This window comes from Streptomyces sp. SolWspMP-5a-2 (genome assembly GCF_900091845.1).
GTDB lineage: Bacteria > Actinomycetota > Actinomycetes > Streptomycetales > Streptomycetaceae > Streptomyces > Streptomyces doudnae.
In genome coordinates this window covers 1-20,213 of the sequence record NZ_FMCI01000137.1, presented here as the reverse complement: position 1 = coordinate 20,213, position 20,213 = coordinate 1, and the positions used below count along the sequence as shown (strand labels likewise).

Sequence of the window (20,213 nt, the reverse complement as noted above, 5' to 3'; positions counted from 1 at the left end):
CGGACGGTGCGCTGCCTTGAGCAGGAGGCGTCGGTGCCGGACCCCAGGCGGGAGCTGACGACGGGCTGCCTTGCGCGGGAGGCGTCTGGGCAGCCCCCTGCGCGGGAGCTGACGACGGGCTGCCCTGCGCGGGAGGCGTCTGGGCAACCCCCTGGGCCGAAGCGGACGGCCCGCTGCCTTGAGCGGGAGGCGTCTGGGCAGCCCCCTGGGCGGGAGCCACCGGCGAGTTGCCCCGGGCGGGGTACGTCGGGGCCGCGTCCCGGGCCGGAGGCATCGGTTCGCGGCCGGACTCGGGTGCGCCGCCCGGCGTGGATGGCCTCGGCTCATCGGCTCGGGCAGGAGGCTGCGGTGCGCCGCCGGAGGCGGCAGACGCGGGTGCGTCACGTCGCGCGGGAGACGCCGGCGCATGGCCCTGCGGAGGCGCACCGAAGGCACGGCGAGGCTCGGACACCCCGCCCTGACGCGGGCCCTCCTCCTGCCGCGGGCCCCCGCCCTGACGCGGATCCGCGTCCCGGACCGGGCTGTCGTCGCCTCGCCGGTCGGTCTCCCGGCGCGGGTTTCCCTCCGGACGCTGACCACCGTCCCTGCGCCGGCCCGGCTCGGGGCGCTGGCCGCCGTCCCCTCGCGGGCCGACCTCCTGGCGCTGGCCGCCGTCCCCTCGCGGAGCGACTTCCTGGCGCGGGCCACCGTCCCCTCGCGGGCCGACTTCCTGGCGCGGGCCACCGTCCCCGCGCGGCCCGTCGTCCTCGCGCGGAGCGGTCTGCCGTCCCTGCCCCTGCCCCTCGTCCTGGACCGGGCTGTCCCCGCCCCGTGGGCCGGACTCACGTCCCGGGCCGTCGTCCGCTCGCGGGGTGGTGTCCCGCGCCCCCGGTCGGGCGGGGATCTCCGGGGCCGTGGGTCCGGTGACCGCTTCCGAGGCCGAGGCGAAGCGGTCGTCCAGGGAATCGGGCGCGGGCGCGGGACCCGTGTCGTGGGTGGCGTCGTCGTACAGCTGCCCCCACCAGTCGTCGTCGGGTCCTGTGGTGCTTCCCCCCTGCTGGCTCATGCCCGTAATTGTCACCGCGCGGGCCCCCGGGAAACGGGGCATCGGCAAATTCGGACGCGGGCCGGGGCGGCGGACGGCGGCCGCGGTGGACCGTCCGTCCCCCGACCGCCCCCGCCTGACCTGCGACGTCGCCGCGCGTCCTGCATGCTGGCCCGATGGGCGTGTGGGACCTGCTGATGGTCGGTCTGGTGCTCCTGCTCGGCCTGTGCGGAGTGCTGGTGCCCGGCGTGCCGGGATCGTGGCTGGTGTGGGCGGCGGTGCTGTGGTGGGCGTTGAAGGACACCCAGCCGCTGGCCTGGTCGGTGCTGGTGGGGGCCACGCTGGCGCTGTTCGTCTCGCAGGTGGTCCGCTGGACGCTCCCGCCCAGACGGCTGCGCGAGAGCGGCGCCACCCCCCGGATGGCGGTGTCCGCGGGGCTGGGCGCGCTGCTGGGGTTCGTGCTGGTGCCGGTGGTGGGCGCGATCCCCGGATTCATGGCCGGTATCTACGTCGGCGAGCGGCTGCGGCTGGGTCGGCACGCGGCGGCGAAGGCGGCCGTGCGGACGGCGATGCGCTCGGGCGGTTCCAGTGTGCTGACGGAGCTGTTCACCTGTCTGCTGATCGCCGGGGCGTGGCTGGGCGCGGTCATCTGGGGGTGAGGTCGGGGCCCGCCTCGATGACGCCTTCCAGGGCGAGCAGCCGCACCTTGGTCGGCAGACCGCCCGCGTAGCCGGTGAGGGAGCCGTCGGCGCCGATCACCCGGTGGCAGGGGCGCAGGATGAGGAGCGGGTTGGCGCCGGTGGCGCCGCCGACGGCGCGGACGGCGGCCCGGGAGGCGCCGATGCGGGCGGCGATCTCGCCGTAGCTGGTGGTGGCGCCGTAGGGGACGGCGTCGATGGCGGCCCACACCTTCTCGCGGAAGGCGCTGCCCTCGGTGCGGAGGTCGAGGCGGAAGACGGTGAGGTCGCCCGCGAAGTAGGCGGCGAGCTGTTCCCCGGCGGTCCTGAAGAGATCGGGGGTGTGCCGCCAGCCCTCCTGGACGGTGCGGCCGTTCTTCTGGCCGGGCACGGAGAGGGAGGTCAGGGCGCCGTCGTCGTCGGCGGTGAGCAGGAGGGGGCCGACGGGGCTGTCGACGGTGGTGTGGTGGACGCGGGTGGTCATGGTGTCTCCAACTCCCCTGCGGCACGCAGGTGGTGCAGGGCGTACGAGCGCCAGGGGCGCCAGCTTTCGGGCAGGTCGGTTCCGGGTGGGGCGACGTCGGGGTCGCCGAGGGCACGGGTGCGGACGACGGCCGCGGTGGCCGCGTCCATGCCGGGGACGGCGAGCAGGGCGGCCTCGGCGGTGTCCCGGTCGGCGCCGGGGTCGAGGCGGACGGTGCCGTCGGCGAGGGCCGCGGCGAGGGCGCCGAGGACGCCTCCTGGTTCGGCCCCGGCGAGGACGGCGGGTTCGGGGAAGAGGTGGGTGAGGGTGCCGTGCGGAGCGTCGAGGGGCTTGCCGTGACGCCGGACGAGGTCGGCGGCCACGACGGGTCCGACGAGGGCGCGGACGGCGAGTTCGCCGGGGTCGGCGGCACCGGGTGAGCGCAGCCCCGGCCGGGCGGCGACGAGCGGGGCGAGCCGGGGGTCGGCGCCGAGGCGTTCGTCGACGGCCCAGGGGTCGGCGTCGAGGTCGAAGAGGCGCCGCAGCCGCTGCACGGCGGTGGTGAGGTCGCGCGGGTCGGTGAGGCGCAGGCGGGCGTCGAGCCAGCCGCCGGGGTGGGTGCCGGGCGCGGCCCGGTGCGCGCGGGCGCGTTCGAGGACGGCGACGACGCCGGTACCGTGCGGCAGCCGCAGGGTGCGGCGGTGGACGCGGCGCCCCGGTTCCCCGGTCACCTCGTCGACCCCGGGCACGGCCTCGGCGGCGAGCAGGTCGAAGACGGGACCGGCGAGGTAGGGCCCGCGGTGGGCGAGCCGCAGCGGTATCCCGGTGGCGGCCGGGGCGGCGGTGCGCGGGTCCCGTCGCGGGGCGGCGGCGCGCAGCTCGCTCGGGGTGGCGGCGTAGACGGCGCGGATCGTGTCGTTGAACTGGCGCACGCTGGCGAACCCGGAGGCGAACGCGATCTCGGTGATCGGCAGTTCGGTGGTCTGGGTGAGGACGCGCGCGGTGTGCGCCCGCTGGGCGCGGGCGAGCGCGACGGGACCGGCGCCCAGTTCGGCGGTGAGCTGGCGCTGCACCTGCCGGGTGCTGTAGCCGAGCCGGTCGGCGAGCCCGGCGACCCCGTCGCGGTCGACGACGCCGTCCCCGATCAGCCGCATGGCGCGGCCGACGACGTCCGCGCGGACGTTCCAGTCGGCGGAGCCGGGCACGGCGTCGGGGCGGCACCTGCGGCAGGCCCGGAACCCGGTGCCCTGGGCGGCGGCGGCCGTCGCGAAGAACCGCACGTTGCGGCGCAGGGGCGTCCGGGCGGGGCAGCTCGGCCGGCAGTAGATGCCGGTGGTGCGCACGCCGAAGAAGAACGCCCCGTCGAACCGGGCGTCCCGGCTCCGTACGGCCTCGTACCTGCTGTCGTCGTCCATCACACCGTCCAGTGTGGGCGACCGGGCGACGGACGACTGGCGGAAATCGGACGGGGCGGTGGGGGCACCCCGGCCGGGAAAGAAGTGCCCTTCCCGGCCGGAACGGGCCGGTTCCCGGTGGAGGCCGGTACCCGGTGCGGGCCGGGCCCCGGAACGGATAGGGCCCGGTGCGGGCCGGGCCCCGGAACGAATCGGGGCCCGGGACGGGCCGGGCCCCGGTGGGCGTCAGAACCTCAGCCGCCCCTCCTTCATCTCCTTGGCCGCGCGGCCCTCGGCCCCCTTCCGCTTCCAGTCCCGGCGGATCTCCGCGCGCAGGCGGGCGTCCGTCTTGGCGACGATCCGCTGGTTCTCCCGCAGCAGCTTGCGGTAGCTCTCCAGACGGCGTTCCGGGAGGTCGCCCGCCTCGACCGCGGCGCGGACCGCGCAGTGCGGCTCGGCCTCGTGGGCGCAGTCGTGGAAGCGGCAGTCGGCGGCGAGTTCCTCGATCTCGGCGAAGACCTGGCCCACGCCGCCGCCGGCGTCCCAGAGGCCGACGCCGCGCAGCCCGGGGGTGTCGATCAGGACGCCCCCGCCGGGCAGGGCGAGGAGGTTGCGGGTGGTGGTGGTGTGCCGTCCCTTGCCGTCCACGTCGCGGATGGCCTGGACGTCCATCACGTCGGCGCCGACGAGCGCGTTGGCGAGCGTCGACTTGCCCGCGCCCGAGGTGCCGAGCAGCACGGACGTGCCGTCGCCGACGAGCGCGGCGAGGACGTCGAGCCCGTCGCCGTACAGGGCGCTGACGGCGACGACGGGCACGCCGGGCGCCACCGTCCCGACGTCCTGGACGAGGTGGGAGAGGCCGGTCGCGTCGGGCGTCAGGTCGGACTTGGTGAGGACGACGACCGGTTGCGCGCCGGACTCCCAGGCGAGCGCGAGGAAGCGTTCGACGCGCCCGAGGTCGAGTTCGACGGCGAGCGAGACCGCGATGACGGCGTGGTCGACGTTGGCGGCGAGGATCTGTCCCTCGGACCGCTTGGAGGAGGTGGAGCGGACGAACGCGGTGCGGCGGGGCAGCAGGGCGCGGACGTACCGGGGGTCGCCGCCCGTGGGGTCCACGGCGGCCCAGTCCCCGGTGCAGACGACCTTCATGGGGTCGCGGGGCACGACGAACTCGGTGTCGGCGTGGACGACGCCGCCCGCGGTGACGACGTCGCAGCGGCCGCGGTCGACACGGACGACCCGGCCGGGCAGCAGCCCGCGCTCGGCGTAGGGGGCGAACTCGGCCTCCCAGCCGTCGTCCCAGCCGTGACGGGCGAGGGGGTGCGGCGGCGGGACGGAGGACGGGACGGAGGAGCTGGAGAACTTCAAGGGGAACCCTTCACAGGGGTGGCCCCGGCTCCGCGCGGACGCGCTCTGGAAAGGTCAGCCGGAGGCCACGGGGGTGGCGTGGACGATCTTCTGGGCGCGGGCAGCGCCCGTCACGGAGACAGCCATCGGTCACACCTCCCGTTCCTCTTGCGGTCGACGACGGCGGCGGCAACGGCCGCCGTGCGGAGTGGTCCTGACTCTAGGGCGGCACACGCGACGCGTGCCACCCATTTGTTCGCGGGCCGGGCCGGACCGGATCCGGGCCCGGACCGCATCGCATCGCATCGCATCGCATCGCATCGCGACCGGGTCTGTCCGGTCCGGTCCGGTACAGACCCTGTCCACTACGGACCCGTCCGGCACGGACCCCGCCCCGATCCGGACCCCGTCCCGATCCGGACCCCCTCCCGATCCGGACCCCCTCCCGATCCGGGTGTTCAGCCCGCCTTCGCGCACTCCCGCCCGTTGAGCGCGAAGTCGTGCGGCGGGGCGTTCCTGCCCTTCCAGCTCGCCAGGAAGCCGAAGGACAGGGTGCCGCCCGCGGCGACCGCCTTGTTGTAGTCGGCGGCGACCGCGGTGACGCGGGAGCCGTCCTGGGAGACGGTGGCGTCCCACATCTGGCCGACCCGCTGGCCGTCGGCGAAGGTCCAGGCGACCCGCCAGCCGTCGAGGGCCTCGGCGGTGGTGAGGGTGATGGTCGCCTGGAAGCCGTCCGGCCACTGGTTGACCAGGTCGAACGCGACCTCGCAGCGCGTCGGCCCGCCGCCGTCGGGGCTGGTGCCGCTCGCGGTGGCCGAGGAGGTCCCCTGCGGCTCCTCGCCGTGCCCGCCGTCGCTCTCCGACGCCTCGGTCGCGGGCGGCGGCGAGGACGTCGCCTCCGGGGTGGTGTAGACGGGCGACGACGGCAGCGGCGCGGACGTCTGCCGCCCGGTCGGGGTGGCCGCGGAGTCGTCCGTGTCGGAGCCGCCGAACGGCATCATCGACACCGCGAGCGCCAGCAGCGACACCATGACGGCGGCGGCGAGCAGGCTGTTGCGCACGACGCGGGCGCGCTGCGCGCCTGACCTGGGGTCCGCTCCGTCGCCCTCGGCGGGTTCGGGGCGGCCGACGCCGAGACGGACCTCGGCGGCCCGGCGGCGGCGCTCCAGGTACGCGAGCCCGCCCCAGCCGATGACGCCGCCGACGAGCGCGACCGGCAGGCCGCCCCCGTGCGGGCGCAGACAGGCCGCGGCCTCGGCGCAGTTGACGCACCGGGAGAGGTGGCGGGAGAGGTCCTCGGGGATGTCGGTGGCCGGTGAGCGGGTGACGACGTCGAGGAGCCCGGCGTAGCTGCGGCAGTGCGCGGTCATCGGGCTGTCGAGGTGGGCGCGGTGGCAGCGGTCCCTGAACAGGCCGCGCACCTGCGCGAGTTCGTCGCCGACGACGGCCGGGTCGAGGCCGAGGCGGCGGGCGACGACGGTCAGCGGCAGCGTCTCGACCTCGGCGAGCCACAGCAGCGCGGCGTCCGGTTCCTGGAGGTCGCGCAGTCCGCGCAGGGCCAGTGGGCGGCTGAGCGGGGGGCCGGTGTAGCGTGCGGCCTTGTCGGAGTTGAGCCACAGTCTCAGGTCGGAATCGAGGTCGTGGCCCTTACCGCCGGTCTCCCAGGCCGCCGCGGTGGTGCGCACCGCGGTCAACAGCAGCGGGATGACGGGCAGTCGGGGGGAACGGCGGCCGGTGGCGCGGGCGGTCGCGCTCTCGGCGGCGCGGGCCTCGCGTATACCGAGGGCGAACGCCTCCTCGGCCAGCCGTGTGGCCGCGGTGGAGCCCGCGGTGCACAGGTCGGCGTAGGAAAGCACCGCGTCCCAGCACTCCGAGAACAACGCGGCCTCGGCGGCGTCCTTCGGGGTCGGCAGGTCGGGCATGAGTCTCCTGCATCCACATGCGAGGTCAACTCGCCTTATTGGCAACGGAGTTGTGGGGAACCTCGCGGCAGGCCCAGAGCCTTTCACGTCTCCCACACAACTGACAAGCGCGCTATTCAAATCTGGTTACCCGCAGTGTCCCGGCGGTGGCCACGGGTGGGCACCACCGGGTACGGCGGGGTACGGCCGCGTGCGGTCGAACAGGGTGGTGCGCGGTGCGACGCGGTGCACCGCACCTCGATGTGCTGTGCCGTGCTGTGCGTGGATCACGTGCGGCGTGCGGCGTGCGGTGGGGCTGTGGGGCCGACGGGCGAAAACGGTTCCGGAGAGCCGACGTTCGCCGTCAGTCCCCGACGTCCCCTTCACGGGCCGCAAGTCGTCCGTCCGGGGCGCCGGAACCGTCCGCCCGTCCGGTCGGTTCCTGGGAGGTATACGGACCGCGGGGCCGGTCGTATCGATCCGGAGCACATCGGTTACGGACGACCACGCACCGGTCGTCCGCGCACCCGTCCCGGACGATATCGATCAGCGACACCGTCCGGGAAGGGCCGGATCGGCTCACGCCCCGGTGGCCGCCTCCGACGGCGCCGCCGTGCCGCCGTCCTCGGGGCGCTCGGGCAGGCTGTCCATGAAGGAGCTGACCGAGAAGACCGCGCGGCCGGGTCCGGGCGGGCCGTACCCGGGCGGGGAGGAGAGGCCGAAGTCGTCCATGGTGGCGCGGTAGGCCTCGAGGAGCCGGATGTGGTACTCCAGCGGCGCGCCCTGCGGGTTGGCCTTGCCGAGCGGGGTGGTCGGCTCGGGGCACCAGGTGGTGAAGCGCGGCGTGATCCCCTGGGACATGAAGAACCGCAGTCCCTCGGTGGTCGACGCGATCGCCTCGTCGACGGTGGTGAAGCCGAACGGCTCGGCCATCTCCACGCCCGCCACGAAGTTGGGGATCACGTTGCGGGCGCCGAAGATCTCGGCGGAGTCGAGGATCCGCTTGTGCCACTCGTCCCGGCCGACGTACCGCTCCTTGCCGGGGCAGAACATCTTGAACAGGTACTCGTCCCACACCTCGTAGTTGGGGTGGTAGATCTGCACGCCGTAGTCCTTGAACCGCTGCACGTCGTCGCGCGGCAGCGCCTGGGCGACGACCTTGCCGATCCAGCGGCCGGGGAAGCGCTCCTCGATGGCCTTGGCGTAGTGGCCGTAGAAGTCGGCCTCGTCGCGCCCGGAGACGGTCTTGGTGATCGCGCCGCCGGTCAGCGTGTAGGCGGTGGACGCCTTCGCCGTGTCGTAGCGGTCGATGATCTCCAGCGCCTCCAGGACCTCCTCGACGTCCTTGACGCCGGTGTAGGGCCGTCCCGCCGCCTTGTGCTGGCGCCAGTTGTGGTTGATGTCGCAGTACTGGCACTCCTCCTTGGCGCCGAAGTACTGGCAGACCCGGAAGACGGTGAGGTAGATCAGGTAGCCCCACTGGATGGTCGGGGCCACCTCCATCACGGACTTCCCGTTGGAGAGCGTGTGGCGGTAGTACTCCGGCATCGGGGGCACGCCCACGTCGGAGATCCGCTTGCCGTCCAGGTAGAGGCCGAGCACCCCGTCGTCGTCGGCGGCCACCCGGTACGGCGACGCCGGGTTCACCCGGACGGAGACCACGGTGCGCCGCAGGTCGTAGGGGCCGCCGGTGAGGATGATCTCCTCCGGCGGCCTGCGCAGCGCGGCCTCGCCCAGCTCGGGCAGGGTGCCGTGGTCGAAGGAGAAGATGAAGTACGACTTCGGCTTGACCTCACCGGCCTCGTTGTCGCTGAGCGCGGACGGGTCGAAGGCGACACCACCGCGCAGCAGGTCCTCTTTGAAGACGGCCTCCCGCGGTACGTGCGGGAACCGCTCCATCAGATCTTCGACCAGTGCGGTACGGCTGCCCATCCCGATCTCTCCTCCCGGCTCAGGCGTTCGACTCCTCACGGTATGCCCCCTCGCCCGGTCCGTGCGGGCCGGGGGGTCGGTGTGGCGTGCGTCTCGTCCGCCCGGCCCGCGGCCGTCGCGGGGACGGCGGTCCCGGGCGGCGGCCCGGGACCTCGCCCGGGGACGGCCCGGGAACGGCCCGGACGGCCGCGGCTCCCCGGGCGGCGGCCGTGACGCCGATATCGCGGACAGCGAACCGTTCGGGTGGCGATATGGTCGTGCCCGTGGGTCGTCCGGTGCGGAATCCGCAGCTCCCGGGGCCCAGTCCAGGTGGCGGCGGCGGGCGCGCCGGCGAATGAGAAGGTCGACCCACCGGCGGGGACCCACCCGCGGGCACACGCGGGCACGCGCGGGCACTTTCCGGAGGGACGGCAGGGATGACGGCGCAGACGGTCACCAACTGGGCGGGCAACATCACCTACGCGGCCAGGGAGGTGTGCCGCCCGCGCTCCCCCGAGGCGCTCGCCGCCCTGGTGGCGGACAGCGCCCGGATACGGGTCCTGGGCAGCGGCCACTCCTTCAACCGGATCGCCGAGCCGGGCCCGGAGGGCGTCCTGCTCTCCCTGGCGGAGCTGGAGCCGGTGATCGACGTGGACACGGCGGCCCGCACGGTACGGGTCTCCGGTGGGGTCCGGTACGCGGAACTGGCGCGGGAGGTGCACGCGCACTCTCTCGCGCTGCCCAACATGGCGTCCCTGCCGCACATCTCGGTGGCGGGCTCGGTGGCGACCGGCACCCACGGGTCGGGGACGGGCAACGGGCCGCTCGCGTCCTCCGTGCGGGAGGTCGAACTGGTCACGGCGGACGGCTCCACGCTGGTGCTGGGCCGCGACGACGCCCGGTTCGGCGGCGCGGTCACCGCGCTGGGCGCCCTCGGCGTCGTCACCGCGCTGACCCTCGACCTGGAACCGGCCTTCGAGGTGGAGCAGCACCTGTTCACCGAACTGCCGCTGGCCGGGCTCGACTTCGAGGCGGTCGCCGGATGGGCGTACAGCGTGAGCCTGTTCACGGACTGGCGGCGGGAGGGGTTCCGGCAGGTGTGGCTGAAGCGGCGCACCGACCAGCCGCTCGCCGACTTCCCATGGGCCGCGCCCGCGACGGTGGCGCTGCACCCGGTGCCGGGGGTGCCGGGCGTCAACTGCACCGAGCAGTTCGGGGTGGCCGGGCCCTGGCACGAGCGACTGCCGCATTTCCGGGCCGAGTTCACCCCGAGCAGCGGCAAGGAGCTGCAGTCGGAGTACCTGCTGCCGAGGGAGCACGCGTTGGAGGCGCTCGCGGCGCTGGACGCGGTCCGGGAGACGATCGCCCCGGTGCTGCTGACCTGCGAGGTGCGGACGGTCGCGGCGGACGCGCAGTGGCTGAGCCCGGCGTACGGCCGGGACTCGGTCGCCTTCCACTTCACCTGGGTCGACGATCTGGCGGCGGTGCTGCCGGTGGTCGGCCGGGTCGAGGCGGCCCTCGACCCGTTCGCGCCGCGTCCGCACTGGGGCAAGGTGTACAGCGTGCCGGGGTCCGTCGTGCGGGGCCGCTACCCGAGACTCGGGGAGTTCAGGGCGCTGGCCGAGGCGCTCGACCCGGAGGGGAAGTTCGCCAACGCCTTCGTCCGGGACGCCCTGGGCATCTGATCCGGGGCCCGTTCCGCCGCCCCCGCCCGAGCCGGGGGGGTGCGCGGACGCCCCGCGTCCGGCTTTGTACAGCCCCTTTCCTAACCCCTTGTCGAAAGGCGGCGCAAGCCCATAGCCTGGCGCGGGGCAGGTGCCGACGTGCCCGCCCGGCCTGCGCCGGTCCGAGCCGAGGGGACGGGGATCGACCCGGTGAAGCGCACATCACGCGACATCCGCACCGCGAACCGCTACGAGGTGCTGCGCCAGATCATCGCCGAGTCGCCCACCTCGCGGCAGGAGCTGGCGGCGGCCACCGGGCTGAGCCTGGCCACCGTCGCCACCCTCGTCGGGGAACTGCTCGACCTGCGCATGATCACCGAGGTCGGCTTCGAGGACTCGGCGGGCGGGCGCCCGCGCGGCCTGGTCGCCGTCAACGCCTCGGGGGGCGCGCTGATCGGGGTGGACATCGCGGAGACGTACGTCCACGTCGAGCTGTTCGACCTCGCGCTGACCGTGCTGGCCCGCGCCGAGGAGCACATGCCGCCCGGCGAGAACCGGCCCCGCCAGGTGGCGGGGCATGTCGCCGCCGCCGTCGGCGCGGTGGTCGCGCAGGCCGGGGTGGAGGGCGCGCGGGTCCTGGGGGTCGGGGTGAGCGTGCCGGGCCAGGTGGACCGGGACACGGGCGTCTCCGAGTACGCGCCCAACTGGGACTGGCACGACGTGCCGTTGCTCGACCTGCTCGCCGAACACCTCGCCTATCCCCTCTACTTGGACAACCCGCTGCGCGCCTGCGCGGTGGCCGAGCTGTGGTTCGGGGCGGCGCGCGGCCACGGGGACGCGGTGGTGGTGAACCTCGGCACCGGGGTCGGCGCCGGTCTGGTCCTCGGCGGCGGGGTGCACCGGGGCGTCAGCAACAGCGCGGGCGAGTGGGGCCACAGCACGCTCGTGCTGGACGGGCGGCTCTGCCACTGCGGCAACCACGGCTGCGTGGAGACGTACGTCGGGGCGCCCGGGATCATGATGAACCTGCGGGAGGCGCACCCGGAGAGCCCGCTGCTGCACCCCAGGGACCAGACGGCGACCATCGACGCCGTCGCGCGCGGTGTCGCGGACGGCGACCCGGTGGCGATCGGCGTGGTCCGCGAGACCGCCCGCTACCTCGGCGCGAGCCTCGCCGGTCTGGTGAACGTCCTCAACCCCGAAGTGGTCGTGCTGAGCAGCTGGGTGGCGCGCGGTCTGGGCGAGCCGCTGCTGCGCGAGGTGCGGGAGGCCGTGGCGCGGCACGCGCTGCCGCGCCCGCTGGCCACCACCGAGATCGTCCTCTCCCCCATCCCCACCGACCCGGTCTGCCTGGGCGCGGCCACCTTCGCGCTGGAGGGGGCGCTCCAGTCCGTGGGACAGCGGTCCGCCAAGCGCGGCGGCCTCACGAAGAGCCGTACCGCGCCGCCCGCGTGACGGCGGGCGGACCCGCGTGACCCAGGTCGCGTCCGCGAAGTCCCGCCCGCCCGGCGACACCCCAGGGCCTGCCGTCCGGATCACGCGGCGGGTCGCGGGCCCGGCGGAACCCTCGCGCCGCCGGCGGCAAACCCCGTACGCCGTGGGCCCGTTCGGCATTCCGAACCCGGAGCAACGCTTCGGACAGCCTTCGTCCAACCCCTTGCCGAAGCCTTAGCCGAAGGTTAACGTCCCCGCACCGCCCCCGGCTCCGCGCTCTCCGGCCGCGGGGCGGCCGAGCCGCAGCCGCAAATCGAGACAAGGACGTCCCACATGTCGGCAACGAGCAACAGCACCTGGTCCCGCCGGTCACTCCTGCGGGCCGCGGCGGGCATGGCCGCCGCCGGATCCCTCGCCGCGTGCGGCGGCAACAACGGCCGCGGGGGCGGCTCCGGTTCGGGCGAGAACCTGGTCCAGTACTTCCACGCCTACGGCGAGGCGGGCACCGAGCAGGCGATCAAGCGGTACGCGGCCGCCTACGACAAGGCGCACGTCACCACGCAGTGGATCACCAGCGCCGACTTCGAGAGCAAGCTGTTCGCGACGCTGCTCACCAAGAACGCGCCCGACGTGTTCGAGTTCCACCCGCAGATCCAGATGGTGCGCAGCGGACAGGTGGCCGACCTCACCGACCTCATCGCTCCGGTCAAGGACGACTTCAACCCGGCCGACATCGCCTCGCACACGGTCGACGGGAAGACGTACGGGGTCCGGATGATCGACGACCCGCAGTTCTTCTTCTACCGCAGGTCGATGCTCGACAAGGCCGGGGTGAAGGTGCCGCAGACCCTCGACGAGCTGATCGAGGCGGCCGCGAAGCTCACCACGGGCAAGGTCAAGGGCCTCTTCCTCGGCAACGACCTGCACGCGGTCATCAACCCCATGATCTGGTCGGCGGGCGCGGACACCCTCGACGACAAGAACCGGATCGCGTACCACACCGACGGGGTCGTCGACGGTCTGAAGAAGATGCGCTCGGTCTTCACCAGCGGGCACCTGCTCCTCGACGCGCCCACCGACTACTGGGACCCGTCCGCGCTCAACCAGGGCCTGTGCGCCATCCAGTTCTGCGGGATGTGGGCGATGCCGCAGTTCCAGAAGGCGCTCGGCGACGACTGGGGGATCTTCCCGTTCCCGAAGGTCACCGACGCGGGCAAGCCCTCGGTCTACAACGGCGGTTGGTCGATGTTCGTCAACGCCAAGGGGGAGAACGTCGACGCGGCCAAGGAGTACGTGAAGTGGCTGTGGATCGAGCAGAAGAAGTACCAGGAGGACTGGGCCACTTCGTACGGCTTCCACATCCCGCCGCGCACGTCGATCGCCGCGTCCGCGTCCAAGCTCAAGTCCGGCACCCCGGCCGAGGGCGTGCGCCTCTTCAACGAGTTCGGCCACTTCGACAACATCGGCTGGACCCAGGCCATGATCACCTCGCTGGAGGACGTCTTCGCCGACTGCGTCCGCAAGGACGGCTCCCCGGAGGCCGCGCTCGACAAGGCCGACAAGGCGGTCGGCCGCGAACTCAAGAAGCTGTTCGGATAGGCGGGCGGACGGAACCCGACATGTCGACGACCACGGCACGCGACCTCGCGGACCCCGCCCCGGCGAAGCCCACCCCGGCCGCGCCCCGGCGGGGCCTGCGAGGCAGCCGCACCCTCAACTTCTGGCTGTTCACCGGCCCGTTCCTGATCGGGCTCGCCCTCTTCGTGTACGTCCCGATCGGCTGGAGCCTGTACCTCAGCTTCTTCGAGGCCCGGTTCACCGTCACGCCCGAGAAGTTCACCGGGTTCGCGAACTACACCTACATGCTGACGAACCCGGACTTCGTCGGCTCGCTGGGCACCTTCACCGTCTTCGCCGCCTTCATCGTGCCCACCACCTGGGCGCTCTCGCTCGGCCTCGCCCTGCTGGTGAACCGGCTGCGGTTCCTGCGCGGCTTCTTCCGCTCGGTGTTCTTCCTGCCGACCGCGTGCAGCTACGTCGCCGCCGCGCTGATCTGGAAGATGTCCATCTTCAGCGGCGTCCGCTTCGGCCTGATGAACACGGTCCTCGACTGGTTCGGCGTCGAGAACATCGCCTGGCTCGCCGACCCGAGCCCGCCCTGGTACTGGGTCGTCATCGTCTCCGCCCGGCTGTGGCTCCAGTCCGGCTTCTACATGATCCTCTTCCTCGCCGCCCTCCAGAACATCCCGGGCGAGCTGTACGAGGCGGCGGCCATCGACGGCGCCAAGCCGGGCTGGCAGACGTTCCGCCACATCACCCTGCCCCAACTGCGGGCCACCTCGACGGCGGTGGTGCTCCTGCTGCTGATCGCCGCCTACCAGGCCTTCGACGAGTTCTTCAACCTGCTCTCCAAGACGACCTGGGGACGGCCCCCGCTGGTCGAGCTGTACTACACCGCGCTCGGTGAGAACCAGGACTACGGGGCGGGCAGCGCGGGCGCCGTCATCCTCACCGTGCTGATCTGCGCCGTCACCCTGCTCCAGGGGAAGTTCCTGGGCTTCGGCAAGGGAGAGGGGACCACGTGACCGTCACCGTACCGAGGGCCCGCGAGAGCGCGCCGCCGCGCCCGGTGCGCCGCCACGGCTCCGTGCTGGGCAACGCCGGGCTCTACCTGGCCACCGGCATCGCCGCCTTCCTCTTCCTCGTCCCGTTCTACCTGCTGGTCCGCAACGCCCTCTCCACCGACGCCGAAATCACCGGCGAGCACTGGAAGTTCTTCCCCACCGACCTGCAATGGGGCAACATCGGCGCCCTGTTCGACGACTCGTCGGTGCCCTTCGCCCGGTCGCTGCTGAACTCCACGGTCGTCGCCGTCCTGCACACGGCGGGCGTCCTGCTGGTCTGCTCGCTGGCCGGCTACGCGCTGGCCCGCATCCCCTACCGGCACGCCAACAAGGTCTTCTACGCGGTCCTGGGGACCCTGATGGTGCCGACCGCGGTGACCTTCGTCCCCAGCTTCGTGCTGGTCTCGTCGCTCGGCTGGGTGGACAGCTACCGCGGTCTCATCGTCCCGGGCCTCTTCAGTGGTTTCACCTGCTTCCTCTTCCGGCAGTACTTCCTGGGGTTCCCCAAGGAGCTGGAGGAGGCGGCGCGGGTGGACGGGCTCGGCTACTGGGGCGCCTACTGGCGCGTCGTGGTGCCCAACTCCCTGAACTTCTTCGCCGCCATCGCCACCATCACGTTCATCAACGGCTGGAACTCCTTCCTGTGGCCGCTGGTCATCGGCCAGGACCCGAGCGCGTGGACCGTGCAGGTCGCGCTCTCCTCGTACATGACCAACCAGACCGTGGTGTTCCACCAGATCTTCATGGCCACCGCGATCTCCATCCTGCCCCTGCTGTTCGTGTTCCTCTTCCTCCAGCGCTGGCTGGTGCAGGGGATCGCACAGACCGGCATCAAGGGCTGACGCACCGACCACGACCAGGAGACCGATGTCTTTCCGCACCCCCACGGCCGCCGACCACGTCGAGGACGTCTCCCCGGGCACCGGGACCCTCCCGCCCCGTGCCTGGTACGCGCGTTCGGACGCGAGATCCCTCTCCCTCAACGGTGACTGGCGGCTGCGGGTGGCGCCGACCGCCGACGCCGAGGACGACTCGTTCGCCGTCCCCGGCTTCGACGCCGGTGACTGGGCCCGGGTCACCGTGCCCGGCCACTGGGTCCTCCAGGGCGACGGCGCGTTCGGCTCACCGATCTACACCAACCACCTGTACCCGTTCCCGGTGGACCCGCCGCGGGTGCCGACCGAGAACCCCACCGGGGACCATCTGCGCGTCTTCGACCTGCCGTCCGACTGGCCCGCCGCCGGGAGCGGCGACGCCGTGCTGCGCTTCGACGGCGTCGAGTCGTGCGCCCGGGTCTGGCTCAACGGCACCGAGCTGGGCGTCTTCAAGGGGTCGCGGCTGCCGCACGAGTTCGCCGTCGGGGCGCTGCTGAAGCCGTCCGGGAACGTGCTCGCGGTGCGGGTGAACCAGTGGTCGGCCGGTTCCTACCTGGAGGACCAGGACCAGTGGTGGCTGCCCGGCATCTTCCGTGACGTGACGCTGCTGCACCGGCCGGCGGGCTGCGCCGGGGACTTCTTCACGCACGCCTCCTACGACCACGCCGGCGGCGAGGGCACCCTGCGCGTCGACTCCGAGGTGGCGGGGCGGGTCTCGGTGCCCGCCCTGGACATCGATGTCGCGACCGGCGAGAGCGTCACCGTGCCGGTGCGGCCCTGGACCGCCGAGACGCCGCACCTCTACGACGGGGAGCTGATCACGCCGGGCGAGCGCGTGCCGCTGCGGATCGGCTTCAGGACGGTGGCGCTGACCGACGGCCTGATCACCGTCAACGGGCGGCCGCTCCTCTTCAAGGGCGTCAACCGGCACGAGTGGCACCCCGAGAAGGGCCGCGCGCTCGACCCGGGGACGATGCGCGAGGACGTGCTGCTGATGAAGCGGCACAACCTCAACGCCGTGCGCACCTCGCACTATCCGCCGCACCCGGCCTTCCTCGACCTGTGCGACGAGTACGGGCTGTGGGTGATCGACGAGTGCGACCTGGAGACGCACGGTTTCGTCGAGCAGGAGTGGCGCGACAACCCCGTGGACGACGAGCGCTGGACCCCGGCGCTCCTGGACCGGGCGGCCCGCATGGTCGAACGGGACAAGAACCACCCGTCGGTGATCGTCTGGTCGCTGGGCAACGAGGCGGGCACCGGGCGCGGGCTGACCGCGATGGCCGACTGGATCCACGCCCGGGACGACGGGCGGCTGGTGCACTACGAGGGCGACGCCGACTGCCGTGACACGGACGTCTATTCGCGGATGTACCCCGCGCACGAGGAGGTGCGGCGGATCGCCGAGGGACGCGACGGCGGCACCCGTGCCCGCCGCCGACTGCCCCTGATCCTCTGCGAGTACGCGCACGCCATGGGCAACGGACCCGGCGGACTCGCCGACTACCAGGCCCTGTTCGAGAGCCACGACCGGCTCCAGGGCGGCTTCGTCTGGGAGTGGATCGACCACGGCGTCCGCGACGAGCGGTTCGGCTACGCGTACGGCGGCGACTTCGGCGAGGAGCTGCACGACGGCAACTTCGTCTGCGACGGCCTGGTGCTGCCCGACCGCACCCCCTCCCCCGGCCTGCTGGAGTACAAGAAGGTCATCGAGCCGGTCCTGATCGAGGTGGACGGCGCGGGCGGCACCGCGCGGGTCACCAACCGGCAGGACTTCGCGGACCTCTCCGCGTTCGCCTTCACCTGGTCCTGCCAGGTGGACGGCGAGACGGTCGGGTCGGGCCCGCTGACCGTGCCCGCGCTGGCGCCGGGCGGATCGGCGGACGTCAAGCTGCCCGCGCTCCCCGCCGGACGGGACGCGGAGACCGGCTGGACGGTGAGCGCGGCGCTGGCCGCCGACACCCGCTGGGGCGCGGCCGGTCACGAGGTGGCCTGGGGCCAGGGCGCCGTCACCGCGCGCCGGGTGCCCGCCGTCGAGCCCGCGGGGGCGCCCGCGTTCCCCGGGGACGGCACGCTGACCCTGGGGCCCGGTGTGTTCGACGCCAGGACCGGTGCGCTGCGCGCGATCGGCGGGGTCGGGGTGACCGGCGGTCCGCGGCTCGACGTGTGGCGGGCGCCGACCGACAACGACGACGGCGCCCCCTGGCAGTCGGACACCCGCTACGGGCTGCTCTGGCGCAAGCTGGGGCTGCACCGGATGCGTCACCGCCTCGACGCCGTGGAGCAGGACGGGCCCGCCCTCACGGTGCGGACCCGGGTCGCCCCGGCCGCCTGGGAGGTGGGCCTCGCCGCGGTCTACCGCTGGACCTCGGACGGCGAACGGCTCGCCCTGACCGTGTCGGTGACCCCCGAGGGCGACTGGCGGGTGCCGCTGCCCCGGCTCGGCGTCCGCTTCGGGCTCACCGGCCCGGCCGACCGGGTGCGCTGGTTCGGCGGCGGCCCTGGCGAGGCGTACCCGGACACCAAGGAGGCCGCACGGCTGGGGCGTTGGGAGTCGACGGTCGACGCGCTGCAGACGCCGTACGTGCGTCCGCAGGAGAACGGGGCGCGTGCGGACGTCCGTTGGGCGGAGGTCGGCGGGCTGCGGATCGAGGGCGACCCGGAGTTCTGGTTCACCGCGCGCCGGTGGACCACCGAGCACCTGGACGCCGCCGCCCACCTCACCGACCTGGTGCCGGGCGACACGGTGTGGGTCAACCTGGACCACGGGCAGCACGGCATCGGCTCCCAGTCCTGCGGTCCCGGCCCCCTCCCGCACTACCGGCTGGACGCCGAGCGGGCCGAGTTCTCGTTCGTCTTCACCCCGGTCGGGTGACCGGCCCAGGGCCCGCCGGTGCGGGGCCGGTCAGTGGTCGGCGCAGCACGGGGTCGGGTCCGGGACCTCGAACGGGACCAGGAGGCCGCGGGCCGCGGGCATCGTCGTCAGCACCAGGTCGTCGCCCTGCCACTGGGGGCGGACGTGGCCCCCGGTCGCCAGGCGGGTCTCCGGGGACGGCGGTTCGGGGGAGCCGAGGGTCACCACGGACGTGATGGCCGACCGGGAGAGCGTCTCGGCGACGGTGAGTGTGCCGGTGAGGGCCGCCGCGCCCGGGTAGAGGACGGCGCGGCCCGATCCGTCCGGTACGCCCTCCGTCCATGTGCGGCCCTGTGCCGTCAGCCCCTCCAGGGCGGTGCGCGGGAGGGGCCCCGACGGCAGGGCCAGCGACACGGCGACCCGCGGGCGGTCGCCGCGGATCAGGTGCGTGCAGCCGAACACGTCCTCGGGCAGGGCGAGTTCGGCGGCCAGCGTGCGCAGGTGGTGGTCCGCGGCGGTCAGGTCCCGCAGCCCGGGGTCGAGCGTGAGGGCGTGCGGGGCGGCGGTCACGACGGCAGGACCCACACCGGGTTGGAGTAGAACCAGAGGTCGCGCCACGGGTCGGCGTCACCGACGACGTCGATCGCGGGACCGGCCGGGTCGACGGCCGCGCCCCGCGCGCCGACGGCGGAGCGGTTGCCGTCGGTGCCGCGCAGCCGGATGTACTGCGGGCGGTCGACGCGGCCGAGGTCGTAGCCGAGGCGGACCGTGCCCGCGACCTTGTTCACCTCGAACAACGTGGCGACGCGCGCGGTCGGGGCGGTGAACGTGTCCCGGTCGGCGACCGGTCCTGTCATGTCGCCGCGCACCACGTCGACGCGGGCCAGCCGGGGCACGAAACCGGCCCAGTTGGCGCCGCCGGCCAGGGCCACGTCCACGGTGAGGGTGACCCGGGTGCCCTTGCGGACGTGCAGCGCGCCGCCGAGCGTCGCCCACCGGCCGTCACCGGCGAGGCGCGCGTCGAGGCCGCTGATCAGGCCGCCGTGGTCGACCCAGACCCGTCCGGCCCTGATGCCGTCCATGACGGCCGCGTAGGAGAACCCGTCGGCGCCCACGTGGGTGCGGCTGTACTGGCCGGGCCAGTAGTCGCCCTGGGTGATGTCGATCTTGCCGCCGTAGACCGGGTCGGGGTAGCGGCCGTCGGTCTCGAAGTCGCCGCCGGGACCGCGCACCGCGGTGTCCGCGTAGACCTGGTGGGAGTCGGAGTTGGCGGTGATCCACCAGGGCTTGCCCTCGGCGAGGAGGCTGTCCCAGAGGCCGCCGACGGTGGCGGTCATCCAGTCGAAGCCGCCCCAGGTGCGGTAGCTCTCCAGCGGGAACCCGGCGAACGAGTTGGCGCTCGGGCTGTTGTCGTAGATGCCGCGGGCCCGGCCGGGGCCGGTCGGGGCGGGCAGCCCGGCCGCCTGGTGTCCGGGGGCGCCCTCGAAGCCGACGGCGATCTGGTGACCGGCGGAGGTGGCGTCGCGCCAGGCGCGGATCTCGTGCGGGGAGTCGACACCGCGCCGGGCCGGGTGGTTGGCGAGCATCAGCGCGTCCTGCACCTTGCGCCGCTTGACCTGTTCCCCGAGGAAGGCGAGGCCCGCGACGGCCAGCGCCTCGTTGGCGGGCGTCGAGTCGGAGGCGTCGCGGACGCTGCCGTCGTAGTCGGTCTCGAACTGCTTGAGGACGGAGACCTCGTTGCGGCCCGGGTGGACGAAGACGGTGCCGTGCTCGGCGGCCGGGATGTTCCACTCCAGGCCCTGGAAGACGAGGGTGTCCTTGTGGGCGGCGCGGGCCGCGACGATGTCCGGGTTGACCTTCTCGACGCCGATCCTGGCGTGCGCCCCGCTGCCGTGGTCGGTGATGACCATCCAGTCGAGGCCGTGCCGGGCGCCCTGGCGGACCTGGTCGACGACGCGGTACTTGCCGTCGCTGCTGTACTGGGTGTGGATGTGGTGGTCGCCCGCCAGCCACAGGAAGCCCTTGGCGCGGCGGCCCCCGGCCGG

14 protein-coding genes are annotated in these 20,213 nt (G+C 73.6%); 7 read left to right on the top strand and 7 right to left on the bottom strand.

Going from position 1 to position 20,213, the window contains the following annotated elements; all coding sequences use genetic code 11:
* Window positions 1–1,200 precede the first annotated feature (1,200 nt).
* Entirely contained in the window at window positions 1,201–1,683 is a 483-nt protein-coding gene (locus GA0115242_RS13455; protein WP_093828009.1) for a DUF456 domain-containing protein, read from the top strand.
* Here GA0115242_RS13455 and GA0115242_RS13450 read toward each other — a convergent pair.
* The 5 genes from GA0115242_RS13450 to GA0115242_RS13430 form a co-directional block, all read right to left on the bottom strand.
* On the bottom strand, window positions 1,670–2,185 hold the full coding sequence (locus GA0115242_RS13450; RefSeq protein WP_093828007.1) for a methylated-DNA--[protein]-cysteine S-methyltransferase: 516 nt from the start codon (window positions 2,183–2,185) through the stop codon (window positions 1,670–1,672). The genes GA0115242_RS13455 and GA0115242_RS13450 overlap by 14 nt on opposite strands.
* On the bottom strand, window positions 2,182–3,579 hold the full coding sequence (locus tag GA0115242_RS13445) for a bifunctional transcriptional activator/DNA repair enzyme AdaA (protein ID WP_093828005.1): 1,398 nt from the start codon (window positions 3,577–3,579) through the stop codon (window positions 2,182–2,184). Before GA0115242_RS13445 ends, GA0115242_RS13450 begins: the two co-directional genes overlap by 4 nt.
* A gap of 225 nt (window positions 3,580–3,804) precedes the next feature.
* Window positions 3,805–4,926, bottom strand: coding sequence for a ribosome small subunit-dependent GTPase A (gene rsgA / locus GA0115242_RS13440; RefSeq protein ID WP_093828003.1), 1,122 nt, complete (start codon window positions 4,924–4,926; stop codon window positions 3,805–3,807).
* Between the two features lie 437 nt (window positions 4,927–5,363).
* Window positions 5,364–6,827 carry a cellulose-binding domain-containing protein gene (locus GA0115242_RS13435; RefSeq protein WP_093828001.1) on the bottom strand — a complete coding sequence of 488 codons (1,464 nt, stop codon included), beginning with the start codon at window positions 6,825–6,827 and terminating at the stop codon, window positions 5,364–5,366.
* A 558-nt stretch (window positions 6,828–7,385) separates the two neighbouring features.
* A complete protein-coding gene (locus tag GA0115242_RS13430) occupies window positions 7,386–8,738 on the bottom strand; it encodes a radical SAM protein (RefSeq protein ID WP_176729808.1) in 1,353 nt (450 codons plus the stop codon).
* 416 nt (window positions 8,739–9,154) lie between these two features.
* Between GA0115242_RS13430 and GA0115242_RS13425 the strand changes: the two genes are divergently transcribed.
* The 6 genes from GA0115242_RS13425 to GA0115242_RS13400 all read left to right on the top strand — a co-directional run bounded on the left by GA0115242_RS13425 (window position 9,155) and on the right by GA0115242_RS13400 (window position 18,189).
* The gene (locus GA0115242_RS13425; RefSeq protein ID WP_093827997.1) at window positions 9,155–10,402 is read left to right on the top strand and encodes an FAD-binding protein; all 1,248 of its coding nucleotides are present in this window, start codon (window positions 9,155–9,157) and stop codon (window positions 10,400–10,402) included.
* A gap of 189 nt (window positions 10,403–10,591) precedes the next feature.
* On the top strand, window positions 10,592–11,836 hold the full coding sequence (locus GA0115242_RS13420; protein WP_093827995.1) for an ROK family transcriptional regulator: 1,245 nt from the start codon (window positions 10,592–10,594) through the stop codon (window positions 11,834–11,836).
* Between the two features lie 312 nt (window positions 11,837–12,148).
* Window positions 12,149–13,414 (top strand): ABC transporter substrate-binding protein, encoded by a 1,266-nt coding sequence (locus tag GA0115242_RS13415; RefSeq protein ID WP_093827993.1) that lies wholly within the window; start codon window positions 12,149–12,151, stop codon window positions 13,412–13,414.
* 20 nt (window positions 13,415–13,434) lie between these two features.
* Window positions 13,435–14,400, top strand: a complete 966-nt coding sequence (locus tag GA0115242_RS13410; RefSeq protein WP_093827991.1) for a carbohydrate ABC transporter permease — start codon at window positions 13,435–13,437, stop codon at window positions 14,398–14,400.
* Window positions 14,397–15,281: a carbohydrate ABC transporter permease gene (locus GA0115242_RS13405; RefSeq protein WP_093827989.1), complete on the top strand. Its 885-nt coding sequence runs from the start codon at window positions 14,397–14,399 to the stop codon at window positions 15,279–15,281. Before GA0115242_RS13410 ends, GA0115242_RS13405 begins: the two co-directional genes overlap by 4 nt.
* 25 nt (window positions 15,282–15,306) lie before the next feature.
* Window positions 15,307–18,189: a glycoside hydrolase family 2 TIM barrel-domain containing protein gene (locus GA0115242_RS13400; RefSeq protein ID WP_093827987.1), complete on the top strand. Its 2,883-nt coding sequence runs from the start codon at window positions 15,307–15,309 to the stop codon at window positions 18,187–18,189.
* A gap of 30 nt (window positions 18,190–18,219) precedes the next feature.
* On the opposite strand, the gene GA0115242_RS13395 is transcribed toward GA0115242_RS13400, so the two are convergent.
* Both GA0115242_RS13395 and GA0115242_RS13390 read right to left on the bottom strand, forming a co-directional pair.
* Window positions 18,220–18,738, bottom strand: a complete 519-nt coding sequence (locus GA0115242_RS13395; protein ID WP_093827985.1) for a hypothetical protein — start codon at window positions 18,736–18,738, stop codon at window positions 18,220–18,222.
* Window positions 18,735–20,213, bottom strand: a 1,479-nt coding sequence (locus GA0115242_RS13390; protein ID WP_107461407.1) for a PHP domain-containing protein, incomplete at its 5' end; no start/stop codon positions are given. The genes GA0115242_RS13390 and GA0115242_RS13395, both read right to left, overlap by 4 nt.

Bases quoted from the DNA above. Each gene is read 5' to 3' on its own strand.
- GA0115242_RS13455 (WP_093828009.1), top strand. From the start codon at position 1,201: ATGGGCGTGTGGGACCTGCTGATGGTCGGTCTGGTGCTCCTGCTCGGC.
- GA0115242_RS13450 (WP_093828007.1), bottom strand. From the start codon at position 2,185: ATGACCACCCGCGTCCACCACACCACCGTCGACAGCCCCGTCGGCCCC.
- GA0115242_RS13445 (WP_093828005.1), bottom strand. From the start codon at position 3,579: ATGGACGACGACAGCAGGTACGAGGCCGTACGGAGCCGGGACGCCCGG.
- GA0115242_RS13435 (WP_093828001.1), bottom strand. From the start codon at position 6,827: ATGCCCGACCTGCCGACCCCGAAGGACGCCGCCGAGGCCGCGTTGTTC.
- GA0115242_RS13430 (WP_176729808.1), bottom strand. From the start codon at position 8,738: ATGGGCAGCCGTACCGCACTGGTCGAAGATCTGATGGAGCGGTTCCCG.
- GA0115242_RS13425 (WP_093827997.1), top strand. From the start codon at position 9,155: ATGACGGCGCAGACGGTCACCAACTGGGCGGGCAACATCACCTACGCG.
- GA0115242_RS13415 (WP_093827993.1), top strand. From the start codon at position 12,149: ATGTCGGCAACGAGCAACAGCACCTGGTCCCGCCGGTCACTCCTGCGG.
- GA0115242_RS13410 (WP_093827991.1), top strand. From the start codon at position 13,435: ATGTCGACGACCACGGCACGCGACCTCGCGGACCCCGCCCCGGCGAAG.
- GA0115242_RS13400 (WP_093827987.1), top strand. From the start codon at position 15,307: ATGTCTTTCCGCACCCCCACGGCCGCCGACCACGTCGAGGACGTCTCC.